Here is a 23,862-nt window from a genome sequence, read left to right on the forward strand (position 1 = left end):
GGACTTCAAGCTTGCGAGCCGCCCGTGGCATCGGCATCGCGAGCCCAGCGTTTTTCAAACTCCCAGACTTCGGGGAAGCCAACCAGCTGGCAGAACTCACCAAAGTCGAACATATCGATCTCCGGCGACTGACTGACCCCTTGGTCCTTTAGCATGCGCAGGGATTTCTCCATCGCTGCCGCGGCAACGAGGCTGGTCATCGATGGATAAATGGCCATCGAATAGCCAATTTCGCGCAGAACATTAGCCGGCAGTATCGGGGTTTTCCCGCCGTCGGACATATTCGCCAGCATGGGCACATCGAATGCCTCGCAGGCACGACGCATCTCTTCTTCGGACTGCGGGGCCTCAAAAAACAGGATGTCAGCGCCCGCGCGCGCATAGGCTTCCATGCGTCGCATGGCTTCGTCCACGCCGAGCGAGGCGCGTGCATCCGTTCGCGCAATGATCAGGAAGTTCTCTTTGTCTTGGCGCGCCTCGGCCGCGACTTTGATTTTCTCGACCATGTCCTGCGTAGACACACAGCGCTTGAACGGCGTGTGACCGCACTTCTTGGGGAACTCTTGGTCCTCGAGCTGAATGGCGGTCACGCCCGCGGCCTCATAGCCGCGGACGGTGTGATGCACATTGAGCAAACCGCCATACCCCGTATCCGCGTCCGCGATCAGCGCAGCGTCCGTGGTTTGCGCCACCGTACGCATGCGATCGACCATCTGGGTGTAGGTCGCGATACCGGCATCGGGCAAGCCCAACGCCGATGCCGTCAGCCAATATCCCGTGCCGTAAACAATGTCGAATCCGACCTTCTTGGTCATCAACGCGGCGATCATGTCCTGCACGCCGGGAACTACGATGAATTCGCCGGCGTTCAGACGCTGGCGCAGAATAGGGTTAGCCATAGGTTAATGTGCCGTGAAAGGGTAAAAATAATCAGTCGAGCTTCAGGTTAGCCGCTTGCGCGATTTCCTTGTTCTTTTGCAGGTCGCGCTCCATCTCCTTGGTGAACGCTTCGGGCTTGCCCGGCGTGGTGACCACGCCCAGGTTCATCAGGCGCTCTTTGGTCTCGTTGTCATTCAACACGGCCTGCAGCTCGGTGTTCAAGCGGTTGATAATGGGTTCCGGCGTCCCAGCCGGCGCGACCAAGCCTACCCAAGAGTTGAACTCGTAGCCTTTGACGCCTTGCTCATCGAGCGTGGGAACGTCGGGCATCGAGGGCGCGCGCTGCAAAGACGTCATGGCGATAGGACGAGCCTGCTTGCCCTGTACGAACGGCATCGCGCCCGCCACCGACGAAATCGTCATCGGCAACACGCCACCCGCGACGTCCACGACCGCGGCGCTTCCACCTTTATAAGGCACGGGATTCATGGGGATGCCGGCTTTCAGACTCAGCATCGTGCCAGCCAAATGCGGCGTACTGCCATTGCCAGCCGTGCCATAGAAGATGCCTTCCTTGGTCTTTTTGGCTTCGGCCATCAGATCCGCGAAATTGTGAATAGGCAATTTCGGGTTGACCAGAATGACCAGCAACGCATCACCGATCTTGCCGACCGAGGTGAAGTCCTTCAAGGTGTCAAAAGGCACCTGGGTATAGACGTTCGGGTTGATCACCAAGGTGCCGTCATACGCCAGCAGCAAGGTATAGCCATCGGGCGTGGCACGGGCGACTTCCGCCGTCCCGATGTTGCCGCCAGCGCCGGGGCGGTTTTCGACAATCACCGCCTTGCCCAGGCGCTGCCCCAAGCGCTCGGCCACGATGCGCGCGGCCGCGTCGGTCACGCCGCCACCGACAAACGGCACGACCAGACGTATCGGTTTGCTGGGATAGTCGGCTTGCGCATGAACAGCCGACACGCCGCTAAAAGCCACGGCCAGCGAGGCGGCCGCCATGAGCACAGAGCGGCGTAGGGAAAATTTTTTGTTCGAGGTCACGTTCGGTCTCCTTATAGATGTGGTGTGGTAGCGAAGTCCGATGCGCAACGCCCGGCCCGGATCTTCATTCAAAAGTGTCGGACACTTTTGAATGACTTTATTGTATGATCAAAATGGTTTAAATAGAATCGTGTCTTTAGCGTCAATATGGTTGGACATTTATGAGCTCGACGGAGTTAGACGCCCAAGGCGCGACGGAAGAACCGACCGCGCGCTCTGGCGAAACGGTGGAGCGCGTCGCGGATGAGCTGAAGGCAGGCATTCTGGAAGGCCGCTATGCCCCGGGGCAGCGGTTGATCTCGCGCGACATCGTCGAGGTGTTGGGCGTGAGCCGCAGTTCGCTACGCGAGGCGTTTCGCCGTTTGGAAGCAGACGGATTGGTGCACCTGATCCCCAATCGGGGCGCTGTGGTGCGACGTTTGTCGCCGGACGAGATTCGCCACATCTACCAGATCCGCGAAGCCCTCGAAGGCTACGCCGCGCAATATGCCGCGCAGCGTATCAACGAAGGCGACAACCGGCGACGGCTGACCGCCGTGGTAGAACGCGGCCGTAAACATCGCGAGCAGTTGAACTTTCAACAATTCGCGATCGACAACCGCGACTTTCATCGCGAGATCGTGCGCATTAGCGGCAACCCGTTGTTGGCGGAGTTGATCGAGAAATACCATCAGCCTGTCTTCATCAGCCAACTACGGCAGTTGATCAGCGTCGAAGACGTCATCCTGCTTGCCGTGGACGAACATGACTTGATCGCCAAAGCCATCCTGGCTGGCGATCCAAGCGCGGCCTATGAGGCCATGAAGAAGCACCTGTGGCGTTCCGCCGACCAAATGCTGGCGCGGCTAGGCGGGACCGCTGCGCACTGACATTAACGCCGGCGTTGCTATGACTTTGAAGGATTGCACATGAGCAAGGGGACAATGTTCGACAAGATTTGGGATGCCCACGTGGTGTCCCAGATCTCGGAAGACGAGGCGTTGCTGCACATCGACCGCCATCTGGCCCACGAACTGACCACGGTCGAAGCCATTCGCGTCATTGAGGCGCGTGACCTGACGGTACGCAACCCCGAGCTGACCTTCGCAACGCTAGACCATGTCATTGGCACGGAGCCCGGTAACGTCGAGGCGGGCCCCGATTCCGCCCAAGCGATGATGCAGGGCCTGCGCGAGCAGGCCAGCCGCTTGCGTATGCCAATGTTCGATATCGCGGACGGCCGGCAAGGGATCGTGCACGTGATCGGCCCCGAACAGGGATTGAGTTTGCCCGGCACGACGATTGTGTGTGGCGACAGTCATACCTGCACCCATGGCGCCTTTGGCGCACTGGCCTGGGGCATCGGGTCGTCGGAACAGGCGCATGTCCTGGCCACGCAAACCTTGCGTCAGCGTCGCCCGCCGACCATGCGGGTGACGATCACCGGTCGCCCCGGTCCGCAGGCCACGGCCAAGGACGTGATTTTGCACGTGATCGGGACGTTAGGGACGGCGGCGGCCACGGGCCACGCCGTCGAATTCGCCGGCGACTGCGTACGCGCGTTCGATATGGAAGCGCGCATGACCCTTTGCAATCTCGCCATCGAAATGGGTGCACGGGTCGGCATGATCGCGCCCGACGAAACGACCTACGCGTATTTAGCCAATCGTCCTTATGCGCCGAAAGGTGATGCATTCGATCGGGCTGTACTGGCTTGGTCCTCGCTGCCCTCCGAACCGGATGCGGTCTTCGATAAAGAAGCGGTCGTAGATGTAGAGGGACTAGGACCCGTGATCACCTGGGGCACCAGTCCCGAGCACACGATGGCGATCACCGGGCGCATTCCCGCGCCCACAGACGCCGCGGACGCGACGCGTCGGCAAGGGCGTCAGGCCGCCTTGGACTACATGCGCTTGCAGGCGGGCGACCCAATCATGGGTACCCCCATTGATTGGGTGTTCATTGGTTCGTGCGCCAATAGCCGTCTGTCGGACCTGCGCGCGGCCGCCGCGGTCGTGCGCGGTAAAACCGTGGCACCGGGCGTGCAGGCGTGGGTGGTGCCCGGGTCGCTTCCGGTCAAGGCACAAGCCGAAGCCGAAGGCCTGCATCATATTTTTCGCGAGGCGGGGTTCCAATGGCGTGAGCCCGGATGCTCGATGTGCGTCGGCGCCAATGGCGACATGGTGCCTCCAGGCAAACGCTGCGTCTCGACCTCCAATCGCAATTTCGTCGGACGCCAAGGCCCGGGTGCCTTGACGCACCTCGCCAGCCCCGCCACGGCGGCCGCCTGTGCGATAGCCGGACACATCACCACCGCAGCCGAATTGGAACAGGTCAACGCATGAAGCCCTTTATCGAGTGCAGCAGCGTGGCGGCAGTCATCGCCCGCGATAACGTCGATACTGACATGATCGTCCGTATCGAGCGCATGACAACGCTTAAGCGCGGACAATTCGCGCCGTGGGCGTTTGAGATGCTGCGATATCGCGCCGACGGTAGCGAAGATCCCGGCTTTGTCCTGAATCAAGCGCCATTCCGTGAGGCAAAGATCTTGATCAGTGGCGCCAACTTTGGCTGCGGCAGCTCGCGCGAGATGGCGGTATGGGCGTTGGATGATTTCGGCATTCGCTGCATCCTCGCCGAAAGCTATGGCGATATCTTCTACAACAACTGTTTGCAAAACGGCATCCTGCCCATCCGTCTGCCAGCCGATGAACTCGCCACACTCGCCGCTCACGCCCGCGCGGGCGCCTTGTTGCGGGTGGATCTGCGCGCCACGACCGTCAATGTCGAAGGCGGTGATCCCATCACGTTCGAGATCCCCGCGCAACAGCGAGAAGCCCTGCTCAATGGCTGGGACGACATCGACAAGAGCCTGGCCCGTAGCCAGGAAATCATAGATTTTCAGCAGCGCGATCGCCGCCTGCGCCCGTGGATCTACGACTTGTACACACAAGCGTAAGGCACCACCGGTACACGCCGCCCATCATCTAATTCGGAGCAAGCTATGCAACGATTTGAGTTTTCCACCGTGCCCCAGCTGATCGTCGAGCTGGGCGCGGCCCAACGGCTAGGTAGCCTGTTGCGCGCCAAGTATAAGCAGACGCGCCTGTGCCTGGTGACAGATAAATTCCTGCACCAAAGCGGGCTGTTGGACCCCGCGCTATCGGACCTGCGCGCCAGCGGCTGGGAAGTGACCGTGATTGACGATGTGGTCGCCGACCCGCCCGATCACGTCGTGCTTAAAGCCGTGGAGCGCGCACGCGATGCCCGCGCCGAAGTCGTCTTGGGCCTGGGCGGCGGCTCGTCTCTCGACGTCGCCAAGCTGATCGCCGTGCTGTGCGGATCGGATCAGCCGCTGTCGCAGATGTATGGGATCGGCAACGTCACCGGCCCTCGCCTGCCCTTGGTCCTGATGCCCACGACGGCAGGCACTGGGTCGGAGGTCACCGCTATTTCCATCGTGACCACTGGCGAAACGACCAAGAGTGGCGTGGTGTCGCCCTTCTTGATGGCGGACGTGGCCATCCTCGATGCCGAACTCACCAAGGGTCTGCCCCCCGCCGCGACCGCCGCGACGGGTATCGATGCCATGGTACATGCGATCGAGGCCTACACCTCGGCTCGCTTGAAGAACCCCCTGTCCGACATGCTCGCCATGCAGGCATTGCGTCTGCTGTCGCACAATCTCTTGCCGGCTTGCCGACAAGGCGACGATATCGCGGCGCGCGAAGCCATGCTGCTAGGCGCGACGCTTGCCGGGCAGGCCTTCTCGAATGCGCCCGTGGCCGCGGTGCACGCATTGGCCTATCCGCTAGGCGGGCATTATCACGTGCCACATGGCTTATCCAACTCGCTCGTGTTGAGTCATGTGCTGCGCTTTAACCTGCCGATGGCGCAAAGCCTGTATGCCGAGCTCGCACCGCTATTGCCGGGTGACGCGTGCCCGTCCGAGCCGGCTGCCGCCGCACAAGTCTTCATCGAACGAATCGAAGCGTTAGTGCGTGAAACCGGCATCCCATGCCGCCTGCGCGACGTGGGCGTAACTGAAGCGGATCTGCCCATTCTGGCGCGTGATGCGATGGCACAGCAGCGCTTGCTGGTGAACAATCCACGGCCCGTGACCGAGGCCGATGCACTCGCCATTTACCAGGCGGCATACTAAACAAGTTAGGCCAGGGCACCGGAAGGTTGCCCGATTCTGGAATCCATCCAGCATTCGGGGACCTTGCAGTACCCTGGCCTGCTTTCATGACGCGTGCAGCGCCGAGCTTTATGCCGCCCGCCGTGAATCGCGCATCGACAGCATGAGCCGCCAATGCGCAATGGCCATCACGCCGCCAACTGCTCCGGGGTTACGTCAATCTTGCGAAAGCCGCGATTGAAATACACGAGCGGCGTCGCTTCGTTCAACTCCACATGCGCGACTTCACCCACCAGCACGGTGTGATCGCCCGCGTCATAGGCATCGTGAGCCACGCAATGCAGCGATGCGATTGAGCCGTGCAACACGGGTGGATGCGGATCTTGCGCTGTGCCATAGCGAAACGGATGCGCCGAAAACTTGTCCTCGCCCTTGCGCGCGAAGTGCATGGCGACGCCCTCTTGGTCCTCGGCCAAAATATTGATGGCATAGCGTTGCGCTTTTAAGAACGCGGCGTGCGAATCCGCTTTCTTGGCCAGACACACCAGGACCAGCGGCGGGTCCATGGACACGGATGAAAACGAACTGGCCGTGAACCCCCAATGACGGCCCTCATCATCGGTCGTCGAGACGATAGTCACACCACTGGGAAACGTGCTGAGCGCGTCACGGAAAGTCTTGGCGTCTTGCAAGGCCATATGCGTAAATTCCTAGAATAATTCTTGCGATGAAATGGACCGCGTAGCTGCATGTCTTGGGAAATAGTCTAAGTAGCCCACTGCCGCAGAACAATTTAGAACTCGCAATGAATTAATCAGGAAAACGAATAGATAGCCGGTATCGCCGACCATCTCCCGGGCGTTTATTTATTTATCAGAAACGCCTATTAGTCCATCTCATAAAGGAAATAGTCGGGATCGAACGCCATCCTCATAATGCGCAGCCACACAGCTTTCGCGGCAACCCATATGCGGAATGCCCAGGCACTATCAGTGAGGGAGATTGCGTTGAAGGAAGAAATTCGGATTCTGACCCCTAATGGAATTCTCGGTTATGGCATTCCTGAAGAGGACTTCTGGCGAGGCGTAGAGCGTCAGCCGGACGCCATGATCGTCGATGGCGGCTCGACAGATCCCGGCCCCTATCTGCTGGGCCTGCCCAAGACCATCGTGTCACGCGACGCCTATCTGCGCGATCTGACCTTGATGCTCAACGCGTGCGCGACCCGCAAGATCCCGGTCTACATCAGCTCCGCTGGCGGGGCGGGCATCCGCGAGCAAGTCGACATGATGGTCGAGCTGATCGAGCAGATCGCTAAACGTGACGGCTATCACTTCAAGATCGCCAAGATTTATTCGGATATCGATCCCGAACTCGTGCGCCAGGGTTTAGCGCAAGGCAAGATCGCGCCCTGCGGCTCCGCGCCCGCCCTGCAAGAAGAAGACATCGATCAGTCTGCACGCATCGTCGCGCAGATTGGCGCGGAACCCTTCATCAAAGTGCTGCGCGAGCACCCTGATGTCGACATCATCGTCTCCGGTCGCGCCTATGACCCGGCGCCGTTCGCGGCCTTGTGCGCGATGCATGGGATCGAGCCCGGCATCTACTGGCATATGGGCAAGATCGTCGAATGCGGCGCAAACTGCGCCGAGCCCAAGGGCAAGGTGATCCTCGCCACCGTGCGACGCGACAGCTTCGACCTCGAACCGATGAGCTTGAAAGAACGTTGCACCCCGGCCTCGGTCGCGGCTCACACGCTCTATGAAAAAGCCCGTCCCGATCTGCTGACCGGCCCCGGTGGCACCATCGATTTGCGCGAAGCCACATACGAGCCCATCAGCGATCGCGCCGTACGCGTGAGCGGCAGCCGCTTTATCGAAGCGCCCGCCTATACCGTGAAACTGGAAGGCGCGGGCATTGTCGGCATGCGTACGATTTTCATCGGCGGTATCCGCGATCCCATACTCATTGGTCAAATCGATGACTACCTCTGCCGTGTCAAGGCCGAGGCATTCAAGACCTATCCCGAGCTGCGTTCGGGCCAAGCCCAATTGATCTTCCATGTGTACGGCATGAATGGCGTGATGGGTGAATTCGAGCCCTTGGCCGACGTCGTCCCGCATGAGATCGGCTTGCTCGGCGAAGTGACCGCGCCCACGCAAGATCTCGCCAACACGATTTGCAATAGCGTGCGCATCGATGTGCTGCACATGCCTTATGAAGGACAAGTCGCCACTGCGGGGAACTTCGCGATTCCGCTTAACCCACCCGAGAATCCGATTGGTCCGGTGTGCAAATTCACCGTGTATCACGTGATGGAAATCGAATCGGCCGACGCCTTGTTCCCCTTTGAAATCGTGGAGATTTGAACGATGAATTCGACCCAAAGCTCTCGCACCCTGCGCGAACTGGCCAAGGTGGTACGCAGCAAGAACTCGGGCCCGTTTGAAATCACATTCGACGTCATTTTCGACACCGAAGAACGCTACAACAAAGTGAAAGAAAGCGGCGTGCTTAGCGAAGCATTGATCTGCCGCTTGTATAGCGTCACGCCCGAGGACATCGTCACGTTGATGTTCTTTGATCCGGCCCGCGCGTTCAAGTTGACGCTCAAGCGCGCCTGGGGACAAGGCACCGTCGGTGAGCGCGACACCTTCGGCGCGCAACAGCATGCACCCCTGCTGACCGTGGAAATTCCGGGCGTTTAAGCGCCCAAACAGAACTAAGGAGAACCGAATTATGTCTACCCCTAACTCGCGGCAGATGACCCTCATTGGTTTCATGCAGGCGCAGAACTGCTCGACCTATCCGGGGTCCTGGCGGCATAGCGCGGCGATGCAGGACTTCCTGAAGCCGGAATACTATCAACGCATCGCCCGCACGCTGGAAGATGGCAAGTTCCATCTGGCCTTCTTCGACGACCGTCTGGCCATGCCCGACATCTATGGCAATGACCATCGCAAGACCGTCGAAAACGGCGTGCGCGCGGTCAAACTCGACCCGACGCCGGTGCTGATGGCCATGGCCGCCGCCACCAAGAACCTGGGACTGGGTGCCACCTACTCCACCACGTATTACGAGCCCTACCACGTCGCCCGTCACTTCTCGACGCTGGACTTGATGACGCACGGCCGCGTCGCGTGGAACGTCGTGACCTCGCTGAACGACTCCGAGGCCGCGAACTTCGGCGCTGCCGGCCACTTGGAACACGATCTGCGCTATGACCGCGCCGATGAGTTCCTCGAGACCGTCATGGGCCACTGGGATTCGTGGGAAGACGACGCGCTCGTGCTGGACAAAGAATCCGGGCTGTTCGCGCATCCCGAGAAAGTCCATCGTCTGTCGCACGAGGGCAAGTACTTCAAATCGCGTGGCCCGCTCACCGTGCCCCGCTCCGACCAAGGCCACCCCGTGCTCATTCAGGCAGGCCAAAGCGGCCGCGGCCGCGCGTTTGCTTCGCGCTGGGGCGAGTTGGTGTTCGTGGTGTACCCCAACCTCGAAGCCGCCAAAAAGCAATACGCCGAGCTCAAGCAGTCGGTCGAATTGGCCGGGCGCAACCCGGACCATGTGAAGGTTTCCACCGCGATCTACACCGTGATCGCAGAATCCGACGAAATCGCGCAACAGCAAAAGGCCTACATCGATTCGCTGGCTCGCCCGATCGATTCTTTGACCTTGCTGTGCGAGATCCTCAACACGGACTTCTCGACCCGCGACTACGACACGCCGTTTACGGATGCCGAGATGCAAAGCATCTCCGGCTGGACTGGATTCCGCGACCGCGTGGTCATGCTGTCTGGCAAGAAGAACCCCTCGGTGCGCGACTTTGTGGAGTTCTCCAACCGGGCGCGTATCAAGGAGTTCCCGGTCTTCGCGGGTACAGCCAAGACCGTGGCCGATCAACTCGAGCAATGGTTCGTGGAAGGTGGCTGCGACGGCTTCGTGATTTCGCCCACGCACATCCCCGGCAGCTACGAAGATTTCGTCCGTCACGTCGTGCCCGAGCTGCAACGCCGTGGCGTGTTCCGTAAGGAATACACCGGCTCCACGCTGCGCGAGAACCTGGGCCTGCCGCGCCCCAACGCAGGCGACTGGCGCAAACAAGCCTATGCCGGCGTGAATGCCGAGCTACTGAAGAAAACCGTTTAATCAACTCAAGGAAAGCGCGCCCGCTTGCGGGCGCGTTCGTTCGTTCGTCGAGGAGACATCGTATGTCGGATAAATCAGATATCCGTAGGGTATCGCTCGCCAGTGCGATTGGCAGCACACTGGAGTGGTACGACTTTTTTATTTTTGGCGCGTCGGCCGCGCTGGTGTTCAACGTTCTCTTTTTCCCATCGTCTGACCCCTTGGCGGGGACCATCGCGTCGCTGGCGAGTTTCGCCGTCGGCTTTATCGCCCGGCCCCTGGGCGGCGTTCTATTTGGCCACTTTGGGGATCGCATCGGCCGCAAGGCCATGCTCGTGCTGAGTCTGATCATGATGGGCGGCGTGACCTTTGTGATTGGCCTGCTGCCGACGTATGAAAGCATCGGCATCTGGGCACCGATACTGCTGACCGCGCTGCGCCTGCTGCAAGGTCTGGCCGTCGGTGGCGAATGGGGCGGCGCGACGTTGATGGTGGTCGAGCATGCACCGGCCAAGCATCGCGGCTTTTATGGCAGCTGGCCGCAGATGGGCATTCCCGCCGCGTTGATTCTGTCCACGGGCGTGATGGCCGCGGTAAACGCCTTCACCACGAAAGAGGAATTCCTGGCCTGGGGCTGGCGCATCCCGTTCTTGCTGAGCGCCATCCTCGTCATCGTCGGTTATTTCATTCGCAAGCGCGTCTCCGAGTCGCCCAGCTTTAACCGTCTGAAGAGCACCAAGGCGCAAGCACGCTTGCCCATCGCCACCATTTTCAAGACACAGAAAAAACGCGTGTTGTTGATGGTCGGCTCGCAAGCCGCCGAGAACACCAGCTTTTATATCGCCGCGGTGTTCTCCTTGGTGTATCTCACTCAGACCTTGCAGATCGATCGTTCGGTGGCCTTGCGGGCACTCATGATCGCGGCCGCCTTTACGTTGATCGCACAGCCGTTGTTTGGCGCATTGTCCGATCGTATCGGTCGCAAGAAGGTGTTCATGGGCGGCATGATCTTTCTGGGTCTGTTTGCGTTCCCGTTCTTCGAAATGCTCAATACGCGCAATGAGTTCATCATCACCGTTGCCATGGTGTTGTCGCTCATGATCGGTCAGGGCAGCACGCAAGCCATCCAACCCAGTCTGTTCGGCGAGCAGTTCCCGGCGGCTATCCGCTATAGCGGTGTGTCCGTCGCCTATCAGCTCGCGACCGTCGTGTGGAGCGGCCCCACGCCTGTGCTTGCCGCCATGTTCGTGGTCTGGACGGGCAGCTACTGGCCGATCGCGGCCTACGTGCTGATCGCAGGCTTGATCTCCACGCTGTGCATTCTGCCGCTGCGTGAAGCCGCCGCGGTCGAACTCGAACAGATCGAGCATGAAGAGTCCGACGTCGCCGTCGCCGCGCAACCCGCCGTGTCGCGCGCCATGGGGGGACAAACCGCATGATTCGCTTCAAGATCGGCAGCGTGACCGCGACGCTGGTGCAGGAAATGGTCGACACCATGTTCGACTTCATGAAGTTCTTTCCGCTTGCCACCCCCGAAGCCGTCCAGAGCAATCTGTCATGGATGGCTCCCGGCCACTATGACCCGGCCACCGGCCGGATGCTGTTGAGCATGCACTCGTGGCTGCTCGATACCGGCACGCACAAGATCTTGATCGATGGTTGCGTGGGCAACGGCAAGGACCGCCCGGGCCGCCCGGACTGGTGCGGGCTGGATACGCCCTTTCTGAGCCGCTTGGCCGAGGCGGGCGCGCGGCCCGAAGACATCGACTTCGTGCTCTGCACCCACTTGCACGCCGACCATATCGGCTGGAACACCCAGCTGATCAACGGGCGGTGGGTGCCGACCTTCCCGAATGCGAAGTATGTGTTCTCGCGCCGCGAGCACGCCTACTGGGAAGAGAAGCTCGCTGCGTCGCCGAACGGTCCGCACACGCTGGCCTATCAGGACAGCGTGTTGCCGGTCATCGAGGCGGGTCAGGCGTTGATCGTCGACGACTATGCCGAGATCGCCGACTGTCTCGTTCTCGCGCCAGCGCCCGGCCATACGCCGGGCCACGTGGCGATCTGGCTGAAATCGGACGGCGAGCATGCGGTGCTCACCGGGGATATTCTGCATCACCCCATCCAGGTGAAGTACCCGTCATGGAGCTGCTTCGGTTGCCAAGATCAGGTGCAGTCGGCCGTCACGCGGCGACGCGTGCTGGAACAAGCATGTGAGCGGCATGCCTTGCTGCTGCCGGGCCACTTCATGCCGCCTCATGCGGGCTTTATCCACGAAGGTTCAGATAAAGGGCCTGACAACGGCTTCGAACTGCGCTTTGTGGACGAACAATAAGTAGGACGCACCCGGGGTCGCGGGGGAATTCTCCCCCACGACCCCGGTGGACGGCTCGCCCATTGCGTGATCCGATGCGGGAAGCGATACACTGCCCTCCGATTCACGCGAGAGCACCATGACCTTCATCCCCGCCGATATCACTGCCGTCTTTGCCACTGTCCTGATTTTCGCGAGCTTTCTGACCTCTGCTCTGACCGCCGCCATGGGCCTGGGCGGCGGCGTCGCGATGCTGGCGATTCTCAGCCTGGGCTTACCCGTCACGAGCGTACTGCCCGTCCACGGCGTGGTGCAGATGGGCTCAAACGCGGGCCGGGTGATTATTCAACGCCGCTATCTGGTGATGCCGCTATTGCTCTGGTTCTTTCTGGGCAGCGTCGTCGGGATTGCGCTGGGCGCTTCGGTCGTGGTCAATATCCCAGATGCCCTGGCGAAGTGGGCACTGGCGCTATTCATCCTGTGGTCGGTTTATCGCAAAAAGCCCAGCGCGGCGGCGCAACGTCACGGCAAGACCTTTTTCGTCCTCGGTGGGGCGATATCGAGCTTCTGCACCATGCTGGTGGGCGCAACCGGTCCGCTAGTGGCGGCCTTGATTGCCCGTACCGGGCTGGTCAAACAGCCGTTGGTCGCCACACACGCCGCATGTATGGTCATCCAGCATGGACTGAAGATCGCCGCGTTCGGCACGCTGGGATTCGCCTACGCCGAATGGGCGCCGTTGATTGCCGCGATGATCGCCAGCGGCGTAGTTGGCACCTGGGTGGGCACGCGCACCCTCGACAATCTGCCCGAGTCCACGTTCCGCCTGGGATTCAAGATCGTCATGACACTCGTCAGCCTGCATATGATCTGGCAGACGTTTTAACCGACTGGCTCAGCGTCCCGACGCCCCCCGCCGCCGCAGCGCGCTGGCTCGGCCGCGAGCAATATGTCCCCGATAGCATGTAACATTGGCCAACATGCCGGTGCGCGCAAGCTCGCTTGCGTCGCGGCCGTCATCCTGCTGACTCCCAACTTTGCAGAGATATGACGCGTAAGGCCATGCTTTTCAACGTATTCATCGGGTTGGCGATTTTCGCCGCTGCCGTCTGGGGCACCGGCGCCTTGTGGTATCAGGCGCCCGCCCCTGCCGTCCTCGTCGCGATCTGGCTCATACTGGCCGGCGCCGCGGCGATCGGACTGTACAAAGGCGCTTATCTGCCCTTGGCGTGCTTCGTCGCCGCTTGGCTGGCCATGCAGGCCTGGTGGTGGTTGGGCGTCCGTCCCTCCAATGACCGCGCCTGGATGCCCGAGGTCGCCGAACAAACGTACGGGTCCGTGAGTGGGGACATGGTGACGCTACACAACGTACGGGATTTCGAATGGCGGTCGCCCACCGATTTCGATGAGCGTTGGGACACGCGTACGTATGACCTGTCGCAGTTGCAATCCGTGGACCTGGTGCTGTCTTATTGGGGCCGCCCCGCGATCGCGCACACCATGGTGTCGTTTGGTTTTGCCGACGGGCAATATGTTGTTTTCTCCGTGGAGATCCGCCGCAAATTAGGCGATGAATTTTCCGAGATTGGCGGGTTCTTTCGGCGGTATGAGCTATCGGTCTTGGCCTCCACCGAAACCGACAGCTTGCGCGTGCGTACCAATGTGCGCGATGAAGACGGCTATCTCTACCGGGTTTATATGCCTGAAGGGCAAGCCGCCGCGCGCGCATTATTTTTATCGTATCTGGACACCGCCAATCAGTTGCGAGAGCAGCCCCGCTTCTACAACACGATCACCGCCAACTGCACCACGATTATTTATCAGCTCGCCAGCAAAATCGTGCAAGGATTGCCCTTGGACTACCGGCTGTTGGTTTCCGGTTATCTGCCCGAATACCTGTATGACCTGGATGCGCTGCGCGGCGCGCAAAGCATTGAAGAGTATCGGCGGCGCGGGCATTACACCGAACGCGCGCGCGCTTCGCGCGATCCCGCGCGGTTCTCGCACGAGATTCGACAAGGTGTACCCGGTGTCGATACCGAACGTTGATTGAAGCCATGGATATGTCGCCGATGCACTCGCAGGAAACCTGGGTCAACACCGCACGTGGGAGGCTCTTCGTCAAAAGCTGGCAAGCAGACACAGTCGGCCCGGAGCGCGCGCCCATCATCATGCAACACGACTCACTGGGCTGCGTGACCCTATGGCGCGATCTGCCCGAACGCTTGGCCCTCGCCACCGGCCGACGCATTGTCGCGTATGACCGTTTAGGATTCGGTCGCTCGGACCCGCATCCTGATCGCGTCGGATTCGACCTCGTGCATGCAGAGGCCACAGGAGATTTCCGCCTCGTGCGCGACGCGCTACACATGCACAAGTTCGTCGCTTTCGGCCATAGCGTGGGCGGCGGCATGAGCGTGGCGTGCGCGGCGGTCCATCGGTCTGAGTGCGTCGGGCTCATTACCGAATCCGCTCACGCATTCGTCGAACCACACACCGTCGACGGTGTTCGTCAAACCAAGGCGATGTTCGCGCGACCGGGCGAACTCGACCGCCTGAAGAAATACCACGGCGACAAAGCGGCCTGGGTGCTCGATGCCTGGACCGAGACCTGGTTGGCCCCCGCGTTTGCCGGCTGGACGCTGGATCCGTTTTTAAGCCAGGTGCAATGCCCCGTACTCAGCTTCCACGGCGATTGCGACGAATACGGAACCTTGGCGCATCTGCATCGCATCCAGGCCGCCACGCACGCGACCCCGGTGGTGATGCGGGGATGCGGCCACGTCCCGCATCGGGAACAGCCCGACGCATTCATCGCTACGATGCAGGCGTGGCTGCAATCCATCGAATAAAGCTGGGTACGCAGTGTCCATGTAGCTCACGATGCCGACTATTTGAAGTGCCAAAATTCATAGAAATCCGGACATTCCTCGCAAGGCATCGGTGCGCGCTTTTCGGTTATACATGGCGTTTAGGCGTCGCAAATAATCCCTTTTCGGGCGCTGACCATGTTGGCTCCCCTCCAACGGCATCGATGAAGCCGAGGCGATGTTGCGCGCCTCGTTGCATTCTCGATTCGACGTTTCTGCATGACCTCCCCTCTTTGTTTGACCGACTTGGCCGTACACGACCGCGCCGTCGTCGAGCGCGTTCTGGATGCGCGGCCTGACGATCCTATCGCCGCACGCCTGCGCGATTTGGGCTTTGTGGCCGGCGAACCATTAAGGCTTGCCGCGCGCGGGCCTTTCGGCGGCAACCCCGTGCTCATCGCGATAGGTGGCACCCGCTTTGCCTTGCGACGCGGCGAGGCGGCGCGTGTCATCGTACGTCGTGAGGGCGTGCATGACTGACCTCACGTTGCGCATCGCATTGGTGGGCAATCCCAACACCGGCAAAACCGCGCTTTTCAACCGTCTGACCGGGAGCCGTCAGAAAGTCGCGAACTATGCGGGCGTCACCGTGGATCGCAAGATCGGTTTTTTCTCCACGCCGCGCGGCCGCCGCGTGTGCCTGCTGGATCTGCCTGGCACGTACAGTCTGGCCTCGCGCAGCCCGGATGAGGCCGTCACCGCCGCGATCCTGCAGGGCCGTCATCACGAAGAGCCCCCGCCGCAAGCGATCGTCTTCGTCATGGACGCCACGAACCTGCGGCTGCATCTACGACTGCTGCTCGAAATACGGCAGCTGGGACTACCGGTCGTGGTGGCCCTGAACATGGTCGACCAGGCGGCGCGACGCGGTGTCCATATCGATGTGAATGGGCTTTCCAGGCGGCTTGGCATGCCAGTCATCGAAACCGTTGCCGTGCGCCGCGACGGCGCGGCGCGTTTACTCGCGCAGCTCGACGAGGACATGCCGCCACCAGACGACCTCGCAGCGCCGCCAGACCTGCATCACGAGGTGCGCGCGATCCTGTCAGAGACAGTGCGGCAATCGGCATGCACGATGACCTGGGATGACAAGATAGATCGCTGGGCGCTGCACCCTTTGATCGGCCCCATGATCCTGGCAACCGTCATGTTCCTGAGTTTTCAGGCGGTTTATGCCGTGGGTAGACCGATTACCGAAGCGATTGGTGATGGGATGGCATGGCTGGGCGATAGCGTGACCGCTTGGATCGGCGTGGGGCCACTCGCGGGCCTTATCGCTGACGGGGTCTGCGCCGGTCTGGGCAGCCTGCTGGGGTTTTTACCGCAGATCCTGGCGCTGTTCTTCATCCTGCTTGTATTGGAAGAGTCAGGCTACCTGCCACGCGCCGCGTTTTTGCTTGATCGCGTCATGGTGGCGGTCGGCCTGAGTGGCCGTGCCTTTATCCCGTTGTTATCCAGTTTCGCGTGCGCCATACCCAGCATCATCGGCGCGCGCAGCATACCGGATCGACGCGACCGGCTGGTCGCCATCCTGGTTGCGCCGTTGATGACCTGCGCCGCCCGACTGCCCGTCTACACCTTGCTGATTGGCGCTTTCATACCGCAACGCTCGGTCGGAATCTTCAATCTTCAAGGCGTCGTGTTGTTCGCGCTCTATGCCGCGGGCATTTTGGGGGGCATGACGGTTGCGATGGTCGGCAAACTTTTGCGCCGTCATGGCGATGACACCGCACTACTGATGGAGCTGCCCCCCTATCGGCTGCCGAAATGGCGCGATATCGCCTTGGCCCTCTGGGAGCGCGCGTGGGTATTTCTCCGGCGACTGACAGGGGTCATGCTGGCGCTCAGCATTGTGATGTGGGGGATTGCTAACTTTCCCGCGGCGCCCATGGACGCCGCGCGTCCCGCGATCGAATCCAGTTTCGCCGGGATGTTGGGGCTGGCGATGCAGCCGCTATTCGCTCCCTTGGGATTTAACTGGCAGATCACACTCGCCCTCATCCCCGCATTTGCCGCGCGGGAGTCGGCCGTGACCACGCTGGCCACGATATACAGCGTGGCCGACGGGGCCGACAGTCAGCTGGGCAACATGTTGGCGGCCAACCTGGCTACGCCCACCGCCCTGGCCCTCATGGTCTGGTTCGCCTTTGCGCCGCAATGCATGTCTACCCTGGCCGTCATCCGCCGCGAAACCGGCGACTGGCGGATCGTCCTGCTGTCATTTGCATATATGTTTGTGCTGGCCTATGGCGCGGCGTTCGCGACTTATCAGCTAGCCCTGCGATGGCTGTAATGGCGGTGTGGACGAATGGGTTTACTCAGTAAACATAGTGATCGGCATGTTTGAAAGCGCTGCATTGTGGCAAACCTGCGTGGTTTGGGTCTTGCTTGCTCTCAGCCTGGCGCGCTTGGCACTACATTTTTTTCCTGGATTGCCAGCGCACCTGCGCAAAGGTGCCCGAGGGTTATTGCAACGCGCCGGACTAGCGGATGCAGCCCATGGTGTGGGGGCCGCTCGGAACGGCGATCCTAAAACGTATGGTTGCAGAAGCTGCAGCGGCTGTGCATGCGCGCCACAACGCGAAGCCACGCTGCAACGGTACCGACGCGACGAGGATAGGCAACCAAGCTCCGTTATCGAGTCCTAAACGCGTGTGTCTTCAACGCCTTTCCGTCAGAGTAATAAAGCAGTCGGCTAAAAGGGTATAGCAGCGGGGCGTTACGCCTCTGACACCCATGAACACGATCCCGTGCGCGCCCATGCCGGGCCGACGCAGCGGATTCCACGCCACGATTTCAGAACCATGCCTCTGCAAACTATTGTGACTTGGCTAATGACATTGACGATGAGCCTGGCATCGCCGGTCATCGCATGCCCAGCTCCGATGGCTGACCCGGAACGACCTCTCGCCATCACGCAGGCAACAGAGATCCGCAGTCAGGTGGCCTATGAGCGCTTGGTGCACAACCGGGGTATCACGTTGCAGTGGCTATGGTCGGATAACCTCGGCCGACTGCAGGTCACGAACCTCGTTGGCTTCGTCAGCCTCGCCGGCAGTCAGGTCAACCAACATGGAGCGGTTCACCTGCAAGGCGACGTTGTCTCGATCGATAACAAAGGCTTCGCCTTCCGTGGCACTATTCTGATTGAGGATGCCCCAGAGCCTGGGCGCCGGTGCGAACGCACAGGCGACTTCTACTTCAAGGCGAGCGGAACGCGGCGTTTCTGGCGTCTGCAACAGATGCAAAGCTGCGACCACTTCACGGACTACGTCGATATTTATTATTGACCGGGCCCTGAGGCGTACCTGATCGCGTTGCCACGTATCTAACGAACCGACATCCGAAACATGTACCTGCCCGCTCATTTCAACGAAAGCCGCCCCGACGCGCTACACCGCATCATCAAGGAATCGCCGCTCGGCATCCTGGTCACGCATGATGACAACGGCCTTGACGCCGATCACATTCCTTTCGAGCTGGATCCCGACGCGGGCGCTCATGGCGTGCTCTCGGCACATATAGCACGCGCCAATCCTCTCTGGCAGCGGTTTGAAGACGGTGCAGAAGTTCTGGTCATTTTTCGAGGCGCTCAGGGCTATATCTCGCCTAGCTGGTATCCCAGCAAACACGAGACGCATCGCCAGGTCCCGACATGGAACTACGAGGTCGTGCATGCGCACGGCAAACTGTCCATCCATGATGACGAGCGATATGTCCGCCGATTGGTGGCACGGCTGACCAAACGACACGAGGCCTCGGAACCCGCCCCCTGGAAAATGGGCGATGCGCCACCGGATTACATCGACGAGATGCTACGCAACATAGTCGGCATCAAGATCGCCATCACCGCGTTGATTGGCAAACGCAAACTCAGTCAAAACAAGGCGCAGTCTGACCGCCTCGGGGCCGTCGAGGCGTTGACGCAGCGCGGCTCGACATCGTTAGCGCATGCTATGCGCGACGACGAATAAGATATCAGGAGAATCGATGAACCCACATTGCAACCTCTCTCGCATCGTGGCTCTCATCGTCACTCTATGCGCGTGCATGGGCGCGGGCAGTCTGGCTGCCCTCCGGGCACAGCCCACGCTTCCCATGTCTCAGACGATACACGCGCCCACCATCAAGACCTCGTGGCCTCGCACTTTAGAAATAGATGGAAAGCAATATGCCGTCTATCCCCCACAGATAAATGCATGGCGAGGCAACCGCATCGCCGGGCATATGGCGGTCGCCGTCCTGTCGCAGGAGGGGCCGCCGGTCTATGGAGTTACCCGTTTCACCGCCGACGCCGATATAGATAAGTCCCAAGACGAAGTGCACCTGACCCAGGTGAAAGTCACTGCGGTGCAAGCTCCCGCCGCCCCGGACAGCGGTGAGTCTTTGCGTGAACAGCTCGCCGCATTGCTGCCTGTAGAAATAACGCTGCGGCTAAGCCAACTGCTACGGAGTTACACCGCTGCCAAACAACTATCGAACCGGCACGCGATGCTTGTGCGTAATACGCCTCCGCGCATTAAGGTCGAGACCGCCCCCACCGTGCTGGTGATGATCGATGGAGACCCCGTGCTCGCCCCGGTTCCCCGTCACGCCGGCTGGCAGCGCGTCGTCAACAGCCGTGCGCTTATCCTAAGAGCCCATGATGGCGAATATCACGTCAATGCCGCCGGTCACTGGTACACCGCAGGCACTTTGTCGGGAACATGGCAAAGCGAGTCCGCCTCGCGGCAATTGCTTACCGTGGCGTCGGCCGTTGCCCGCCAGGTAGAGGTGGACCCGATACAACTGGAACGCCCCACTGAGGCGAACAAAGCTCCGACGTTGTTGGTTTCTTCGGAACCGTCTGAATTGATACTGCTGGATGGCCCGGCACAGTTCAGGCCGGTGTTGGGCACGAGTCTCCAATCGGTCATCAATGCGGATCATCCACTTTTTGTCCTCCCGTCCGAGCATCGCTATTACCTGCTAATTTCCGGGCGTTGGTTCAGCGCTGAAAGCCTGCATGGCCCATGGCGTCACGTCCCTAGCGATCAACTGCATCCAGAGTTCGCGCATATCAGCGTGCACGATCCCCACGCTAACGTGCTCATGTCCGTGGCCGGTACGCCCCAGGCGAAAGAAGCCCTCATCGCCGCCACGATTCCGCAAACGGCGACCGTCTCGCGGCGAGAGGCCATGTTAAACGTGCGATATTTTGGCGATACGCCGCAGTTCGCCGCGGTCCCCGGCACGTCGCTGCACTTTGCGACCAATACGCACACACCGGTTATCCAAGTCAATAATGAGGAATACTATGCGCTCTTTCAGGCCGTGTGGTTCATCTCTAGCTCCCCGTCCGGTCCGTGGCGCGTCGCGGATGCGGTGACGCCCGCCATTTATACGATTCCGCCTGAGTCGCCGCTGTATTACGTCACCTACGTACACATCTACGACGCCACTCCCGATACCGTCGTAGTCGGCTACACGCCCGGCTACCTTGGGGTGATTATCAATCCGGAAGGCACTGTGGTTTACGGCTCGGGCTATACCTATCCGCCAGCGATCATGCGCAATCACTGGGTGGGCTTTCCCCCCACCTACGGCTATAACGCGGCGCTGGACACCACGAAGGGATTGTCATTCGGGTTTTCCACCGCCAATGGCTTTGTGGCGGAGCCATATTGGGGTCCCTATGGCGAACTCCCGTATGCCCGCGGGGTCGATATCAATCGCATCGACGTGTACGACACCTGGAGCCACGGCATCATCACGCGAAGCGTGGGCTACCACAACTGGAGCGATCAAGACTGGGGCCCGCGCCAAGTCGAAATCAACCCTGTGTCTGGAAACGCGCAAACCACCGGATCTGCGAAAGATACCGCACACGATAAGGTCAGGTCTTTGTATGCTGACGACCATGGCCACGTATATCGGCACACTGCCAGCGGATGGCAACAATACACGTCATCTGGCTGGCAGCCTATCCAGCGCAAAACTTATACCGACAGCAATGTTACGGACTATCTCGAGGGGCAACGCAGGGCGCGGATAGGGAGGAGCGATCGATACACCGCTCAACACGATCACGAAGCCGCTAGCGTCATGTCACCAGCAATCGGCGACAGCGGATCGTCACGGCTTTCATCGCCCTGCCCCAGCGCCAGATTCCATACCCAACGCAGATCTGAGACCCCTTCAGCGTGCTGCCGACCCATTTCCGAGCCGCGCGGAGGAGGCAGCATCTGATACAGATCAACGTCTGCCCGCTGGACAATAATTCCTCGCCGACAAAACCGGGGAATCCAATCCAGGGTGGGACCGCGTCCCACCCATGCGTGATTAGAACCGGATATCCATCGCCAGCCAGAGACGACGGCCATCTTCGACAAATTGATAGTCGTCGTAGTTGATATCTTTGTCCAGCAGGTTATAGATGCCAGCGTGCATGGTCACGTTCTTGTTCAGCTTGTACGAGCCGCCCAGATCGACCAGGGTATAGGACGGCGCGATAAATTCGCCACCCGATGATGGCGTGGTCGTCGCATCGCTTTCCTTGCCGCGGAAATGCAATCGTGCCCAGGCGTTGATCGACTCGGTCGCCTGCCAATCCGCACCCAGATTGAACATGTGCTTGGGCAACTGATTCAACGGCTTGCCCGCGTACTGGCCAGACTTTTGCTTCGAGTACGTATAGGTGTACGACGAATTGATCGACACCGTGCGTGTCAGCGGGGCGCTAAAGCTGGCTTCCACCCCGCGCGTCACTGCATCGTCGACGTTCTGGTAGGTGGTGGGTACACTACCAAACCGGTTCGGTGGTCCGCATTCCGGGCAGGACACTCGGGTGATTTTGTCCTTGAAATCGTTCGTGAATAACGTCAGGCTGGTTTGCAGGCCCGAGTCGCCGCTATAGAGCAGGCCGATTTCCTTGGTGATCGATTTTTCCGGCTTTAGATTTGGATTGCCATACCGGTCGCCGCCCCGGCTCGAGTTGCCCCAGTCGCCAATCGTCTGACGGATGCTGGGCGCCTTAAAGCCCGTCGACACCCCTCCCTTGACCGTCCAGTTCTCGTTCAGGTGGTACACACCATAAATACGCGGCGACCAGTGATCGCCCGCCGTTTTTTCCTTGTCCCAGCGCAAGCCCGTCGTTAACGCAAAAGCGTCCGTCATGCGCCATTCGTTTTCCGCGAAGAACGCATATTGCCAACGGTCCGCCGCCGACAGATTTGACAGCGTATTGGACGTCGTGTCGGTCAAATCATTCTTTTCATAATACGCGCCGACCATCGTAGTATTGCGGTCGAAAAGATACGTCGCGTTCGTGCTCAACACCGTATTTTCAACGGTCATATCGCGCGAGAGGTTTTTTGTTTTCTCGCGCTGCACATAGGAGTCCGTGATGAAACGCTGCGTCCAGCGGCCCGTATGCGACAAGGCATAACGCTCACGCTCGAATCGATTCGTGGCATCGAGCGAGCTGCTGTCTTCCGGATCCTGCGTCTTGCCAACACGCGAGTCAAAGCGCTGCTTGTACCCTTCGCCCTCAAGGACGATGTCGTGATCCTTGGTGGGCGTCAAGGCCAGCTTGACGGTCCCACCAAAGTTACGAGCCTTGTTGTAGCCCTCGAAAATATCGTCCTCGTCGCGATGCGAGTAAGCGCCATACAGGCTGATACCGAGCAGGTCCGTCTTGATCGGGCCGCTTAGATACACATTGCCGCGCTGCTCATCACCCGAATGCGAATGCTGCTGCAGGGTCGTTTCCGCGCGCACCTGCCCGGTCCATTCTTCAGCCACTTTGCGCGTGATGATGTTGACCACACCACCCATCGCATCCGAGCCATACAGCGACGACATCGGCCCGCGCACCACCTCGATCCGGTCGATAGCGGCCAACGGTGGTGTCCAGCTCTGGTCCGTACCCGTGCTGCCATTATTCTGAGTTTCGCGCGTCGTCGTACGCTTGCCGTCGACCAAGATCAGCGTATAAGCCGACCCCATCCCACGCAAACTAATATCACCCCGACCATTGTTGTCGCTATTGCTGGTGATGATCAAACCCGGGACATCGCGCAATGCATCGTTCAGATCACGATAAGAGCCCTGTTCCAGCTTTTCCCTCGGAATCACCGAAATCGACGCCGGCGCATCCGCCACGTTCTGCTCAAAACCGCTGGCGGTCACGACCACGTTGTCCATCACTGTAACGTTATCGGCGTCAGCGCTCTGCGCGACGACAGTACCAGTGAAAGAAGCCAAAATAGCCACTGCCAGTGTGTTCGGCAACAGCACGTGCGCGGGTGTTCGAGCGCAGGTCATGCGTTCTCCAGTCGAGAAAAGGGGGATCGCCCAGCCCCGCAGTGAACCCCCGCAGGGTATCCACCACAGAGCCTTTCAGGCATTAGTCAGAAATGTGCGCGAAAGATTACAGCAAACAAGAATGATTCGCAACCGCACGTAACCATCCCTGCCCCCCAAACCGCATCCCCATCCCTTGAGCCCCCCAAAGC

Annotated in this window: 22 protein-coding genes; 18 read left to right on the top strand and 4 right to left on the bottom strand. The window is 60.1% G+C overall.

Annotated elements, in window-relative coordinates; translation table 11 throughout:
• Positions 1–5: 5 nt before the first annotated feature.
• Both GOQ25_RS05245 and GOQ25_RS05250 read right to left on the bottom strand, forming a co-directional pair.
• Positions 6–899 carry an oxaloacetate decarboxylase gene (locus tag GOQ25_RS05245; RefSeq protein WP_160349387.1) on the bottom strand — a complete coding sequence of 298 codons (894 nt, stop codon included), beginning with the start codon at positions 897–899 and terminating at the stop codon, positions 6–8.
• 31 nt (positions 900–930) lie between these two features.
• A complete protein-coding gene (locus tag GOQ25_RS05250) occupies positions 931–1,932 on the bottom strand; it encodes a Bug family tripartite tricarboxylate transporter substrate binding protein (protein WP_370519887.1) in 1,002 nt (333 codons plus the stop codon).
• Between the two features lie 161 nt (positions 1,933–2,093).
• Between GOQ25_RS05250 and GOQ25_RS05255 the strand changes: the two genes are divergently transcribed.
• Genes GOQ25_RS05255 through GOQ25_RS05270 form a run of 4 tightly spaced genes read left to right on the top strand, consistent with a single transcriptional unit; the run spans position 2,094 to position 6,076 of the window.
• Positions 2,094–2,801, top strand: coding sequence for a GntR family transcriptional regulator (locus GOQ25_RS05255; protein WP_160349388.1), 708 nt, complete (start codon positions 2,094–2,096; stop codon positions 2,799–2,801).
• A 39-nt stretch (positions 2,802–2,840) separates the two neighbouring features.
• A complete protein-coding gene (leuC, locus tag GOQ25_RS05260; protein WP_160349389.1) occupies positions 2,841–4,256 on the top strand; it encodes a 3-isopropylmalate dehydratase large subunit in 1,416 nt (471 codons plus the stop codon).
• Complete coding sequence (leuD, locus tag GOQ25_RS05265; RefSeq protein WP_160349390.1) at positions 4,253–4,873, top strand: 3-isopropylmalate dehydratase small subunit; 621 nt, start codon at positions 4,253–4,255, stop codon at positions 4,871–4,873. The genes leuC and leuD overlap by 4 nt, the downstream gene beginning before the upstream one ends.
• Positions 4,874–4,918: 45 nt before the next feature.
• Positions 4,919–6,076, top strand: a complete 1,158-nt coding sequence (locus GOQ25_RS05270) for an iron-containing alcohol dehydrogenase (protein ID WP_160349391.1) — start codon at positions 4,919–4,921, stop codon at positions 6,074–6,076.
• A 167-nt stretch (positions 6,077–6,243) separates the two neighbouring features.
• Here GOQ25_RS05270 and GOQ25_RS05275 read toward each other — a convergent pair whose 3' ends face one another.
• Complete coding sequence (locus GOQ25_RS05275; RefSeq protein ID WP_160349392.1) at positions 6,244–6,753, bottom strand: flavin reductase family protein; 510 nt, start codon at positions 6,751–6,753, stop codon at positions 6,244–6,246.
• A 309-nt stretch (positions 6,754–7,062) separates the two neighbouring features.
• Here GOQ25_RS05275 and GOQ25_RS05280 point away from each other — a divergent pair, with 309 nt between their 5' ends.
• From GOQ25_RS05280 to GOQ25_RS05340, 14 genes are all read left to right on the top strand, one after another.
• Positions 7,063–8,424 (top strand): acyclic terpene utilization AtuA family protein, encoded by a 1,362-nt coding sequence (locus GOQ25_RS05280; protein ID WP_160349393.1) that lies wholly within the window; start codon positions 7,063–7,065, stop codon positions 8,422–8,424.
• Positions 8,425–8,427: 3 nt separating this feature from the next.
• Positions 8,428–8,763 carry a DUF4387 domain-containing protein gene (locus GOQ25_RS05285; protein WP_160349394.1) on the top strand — a complete coding sequence of 112 codons (336 nt, stop codon included), beginning with the start codon at positions 8,428–8,430 and terminating at the stop codon, positions 8,761–8,763.
• 31 nt (positions 8,764–8,794) lie between these two features.
• The gene (locus tag GOQ25_RS05290; protein ID WP_160349395.1) at positions 8,795–10,204 is read left to right on the top strand and encodes an LLM class flavin-dependent oxidoreductase; all 1,410 of its coding nucleotides are present in this window, start codon (positions 8,795–8,797) and stop codon (positions 10,202–10,204) included.
• A 62-nt stretch (positions 10,205–10,266) separates the two neighbouring features.
• Complete coding sequence (locus GOQ25_RS05295) at positions 10,267–11,622, top strand: MFS transporter (protein ID WP_160349396.1); 1,356 nt, start codon at positions 10,267–10,269, stop codon at positions 11,620–11,622.
• A complete protein-coding gene (locus GOQ25_RS05300; RefSeq protein ID WP_160349397.1) occupies positions 11,619–12,518 on the top strand; it encodes an MBL fold metallo-hydrolase in 900 nt (299 codons plus the stop codon). Before GOQ25_RS05295 ends, GOQ25_RS05300 begins: the two co-directional genes overlap by 4 nt.
• A gap of 118 nt (positions 12,519–12,636) precedes the next feature.
• Positions 12,637–13,383, top strand: coding sequence for a sulfite exporter TauE/SafE family protein (locus GOQ25_RS05305; protein WP_160349398.1), 747 nt, complete (start codon positions 12,637–12,639; stop codon positions 13,381–13,383).
• Between the two features lie 176 nt (positions 13,384–13,559).
• Positions 13,560–14,546: a DUF4105 domain-containing protein gene (locus GOQ25_RS05310; RefSeq protein WP_160349399.1), complete on the top strand. Its 987-nt coding sequence runs from the start codon at positions 13,560–13,562 to the stop codon at positions 14,544–14,546.
• Between the two features lie 23 nt (positions 14,547–14,569).
• Positions 14,570–15,349 (top strand): alpha/beta fold hydrolase, encoded by a 780-nt coding sequence (locus GOQ25_RS05315; protein ID WP_370519889.1) that lies wholly within the window; start codon positions 14,570–14,572, stop codon positions 15,347–15,349.
• A 237-nt stretch (positions 15,350–15,586) separates the two neighbouring features.
• Positions 15,587–15,847 (top strand): FeoA family protein, encoded by a 261-nt coding sequence (locus GOQ25_RS05320; protein ID WP_160349400.1) that lies wholly within the window; start codon positions 15,587–15,589, stop codon positions 15,845–15,847.
• On the top strand, positions 15,840–17,660 hold the full coding sequence (locus GOQ25_RS05325; protein ID WP_160349401.1) for a ferrous iron transporter B: 1,821 nt from the start codon (positions 15,840–15,842) through the stop codon (positions 17,658–17,660). The genes GOQ25_RS05320 and GOQ25_RS05325 overlap by 8 nt, the downstream gene beginning before the upstream one ends.
• 46 nt (positions 17,661–17,706) lie before the next feature.
• Positions 17,707–18,015, top strand: coding sequence for a DUF6587 family protein (locus GOQ25_RS19750; protein WP_370519891.1), 309 nt, complete (start codon positions 17,707–17,709; stop codon positions 18,013–18,015).
• 156 nt (positions 18,016–18,171) lie between these two features.
• Positions 18,172–18,657, top strand: coding sequence for a hypothetical protein (locus GOQ25_RS05330; RefSeq protein WP_160349402.1), 486 nt, complete (start codon positions 18,172–18,174; stop codon positions 18,655–18,657).
• A 60-nt stretch (positions 18,658–18,717) separates the two neighbouring features.
• The gene (locus GOQ25_RS05335) at positions 18,718–19,341 is read left to right on the top strand and encodes an FMN-binding negative transcriptional regulator (protein ID WP_160349403.1); all 624 of its coding nucleotides are present in this window, start codon (positions 18,718–18,720) and stop codon (positions 19,339–19,341) included.
• 16 nt (positions 19,342–19,357) lie between these two features.
• Complete coding sequence (locus GOQ25_RS05340) at positions 19,358–21,595, top strand: DUF3300 domain-containing protein (RefSeq protein WP_160349404.1); 2,238 nt, start codon at positions 19,358–19,360, stop codon at positions 21,593–21,595.
• 93 nt (positions 21,596–21,688) lie between these two features.
• Here the strand turns inward: GOQ25_RS05340 and GOQ25_RS05345 are convergent, their stop codons facing one another.
• Positions 21,689–23,671 carry a TonB-dependent receptor domain-containing protein gene (locus GOQ25_RS05345; RefSeq protein ID WP_160349405.1) on the bottom strand — a complete coding sequence of 661 codons (1,983 nt, stop codon included), beginning with the start codon at positions 23,669–23,671 and terminating at the stop codon, positions 21,689–21,691.
• Between the last annotated feature and the right edge of the window lie 191 nt (positions 23,672–23,862).

This window comes from Bordetella sp. 15P40C-2, assembly GCF_009763235.1.
In the GTDB taxonomy this organism is placed as follows: Bacteria; Pseudomonadota; Gammaproteobacteria; order Burkholderiales; family Burkholderiaceae_B; genus Bordetella_A.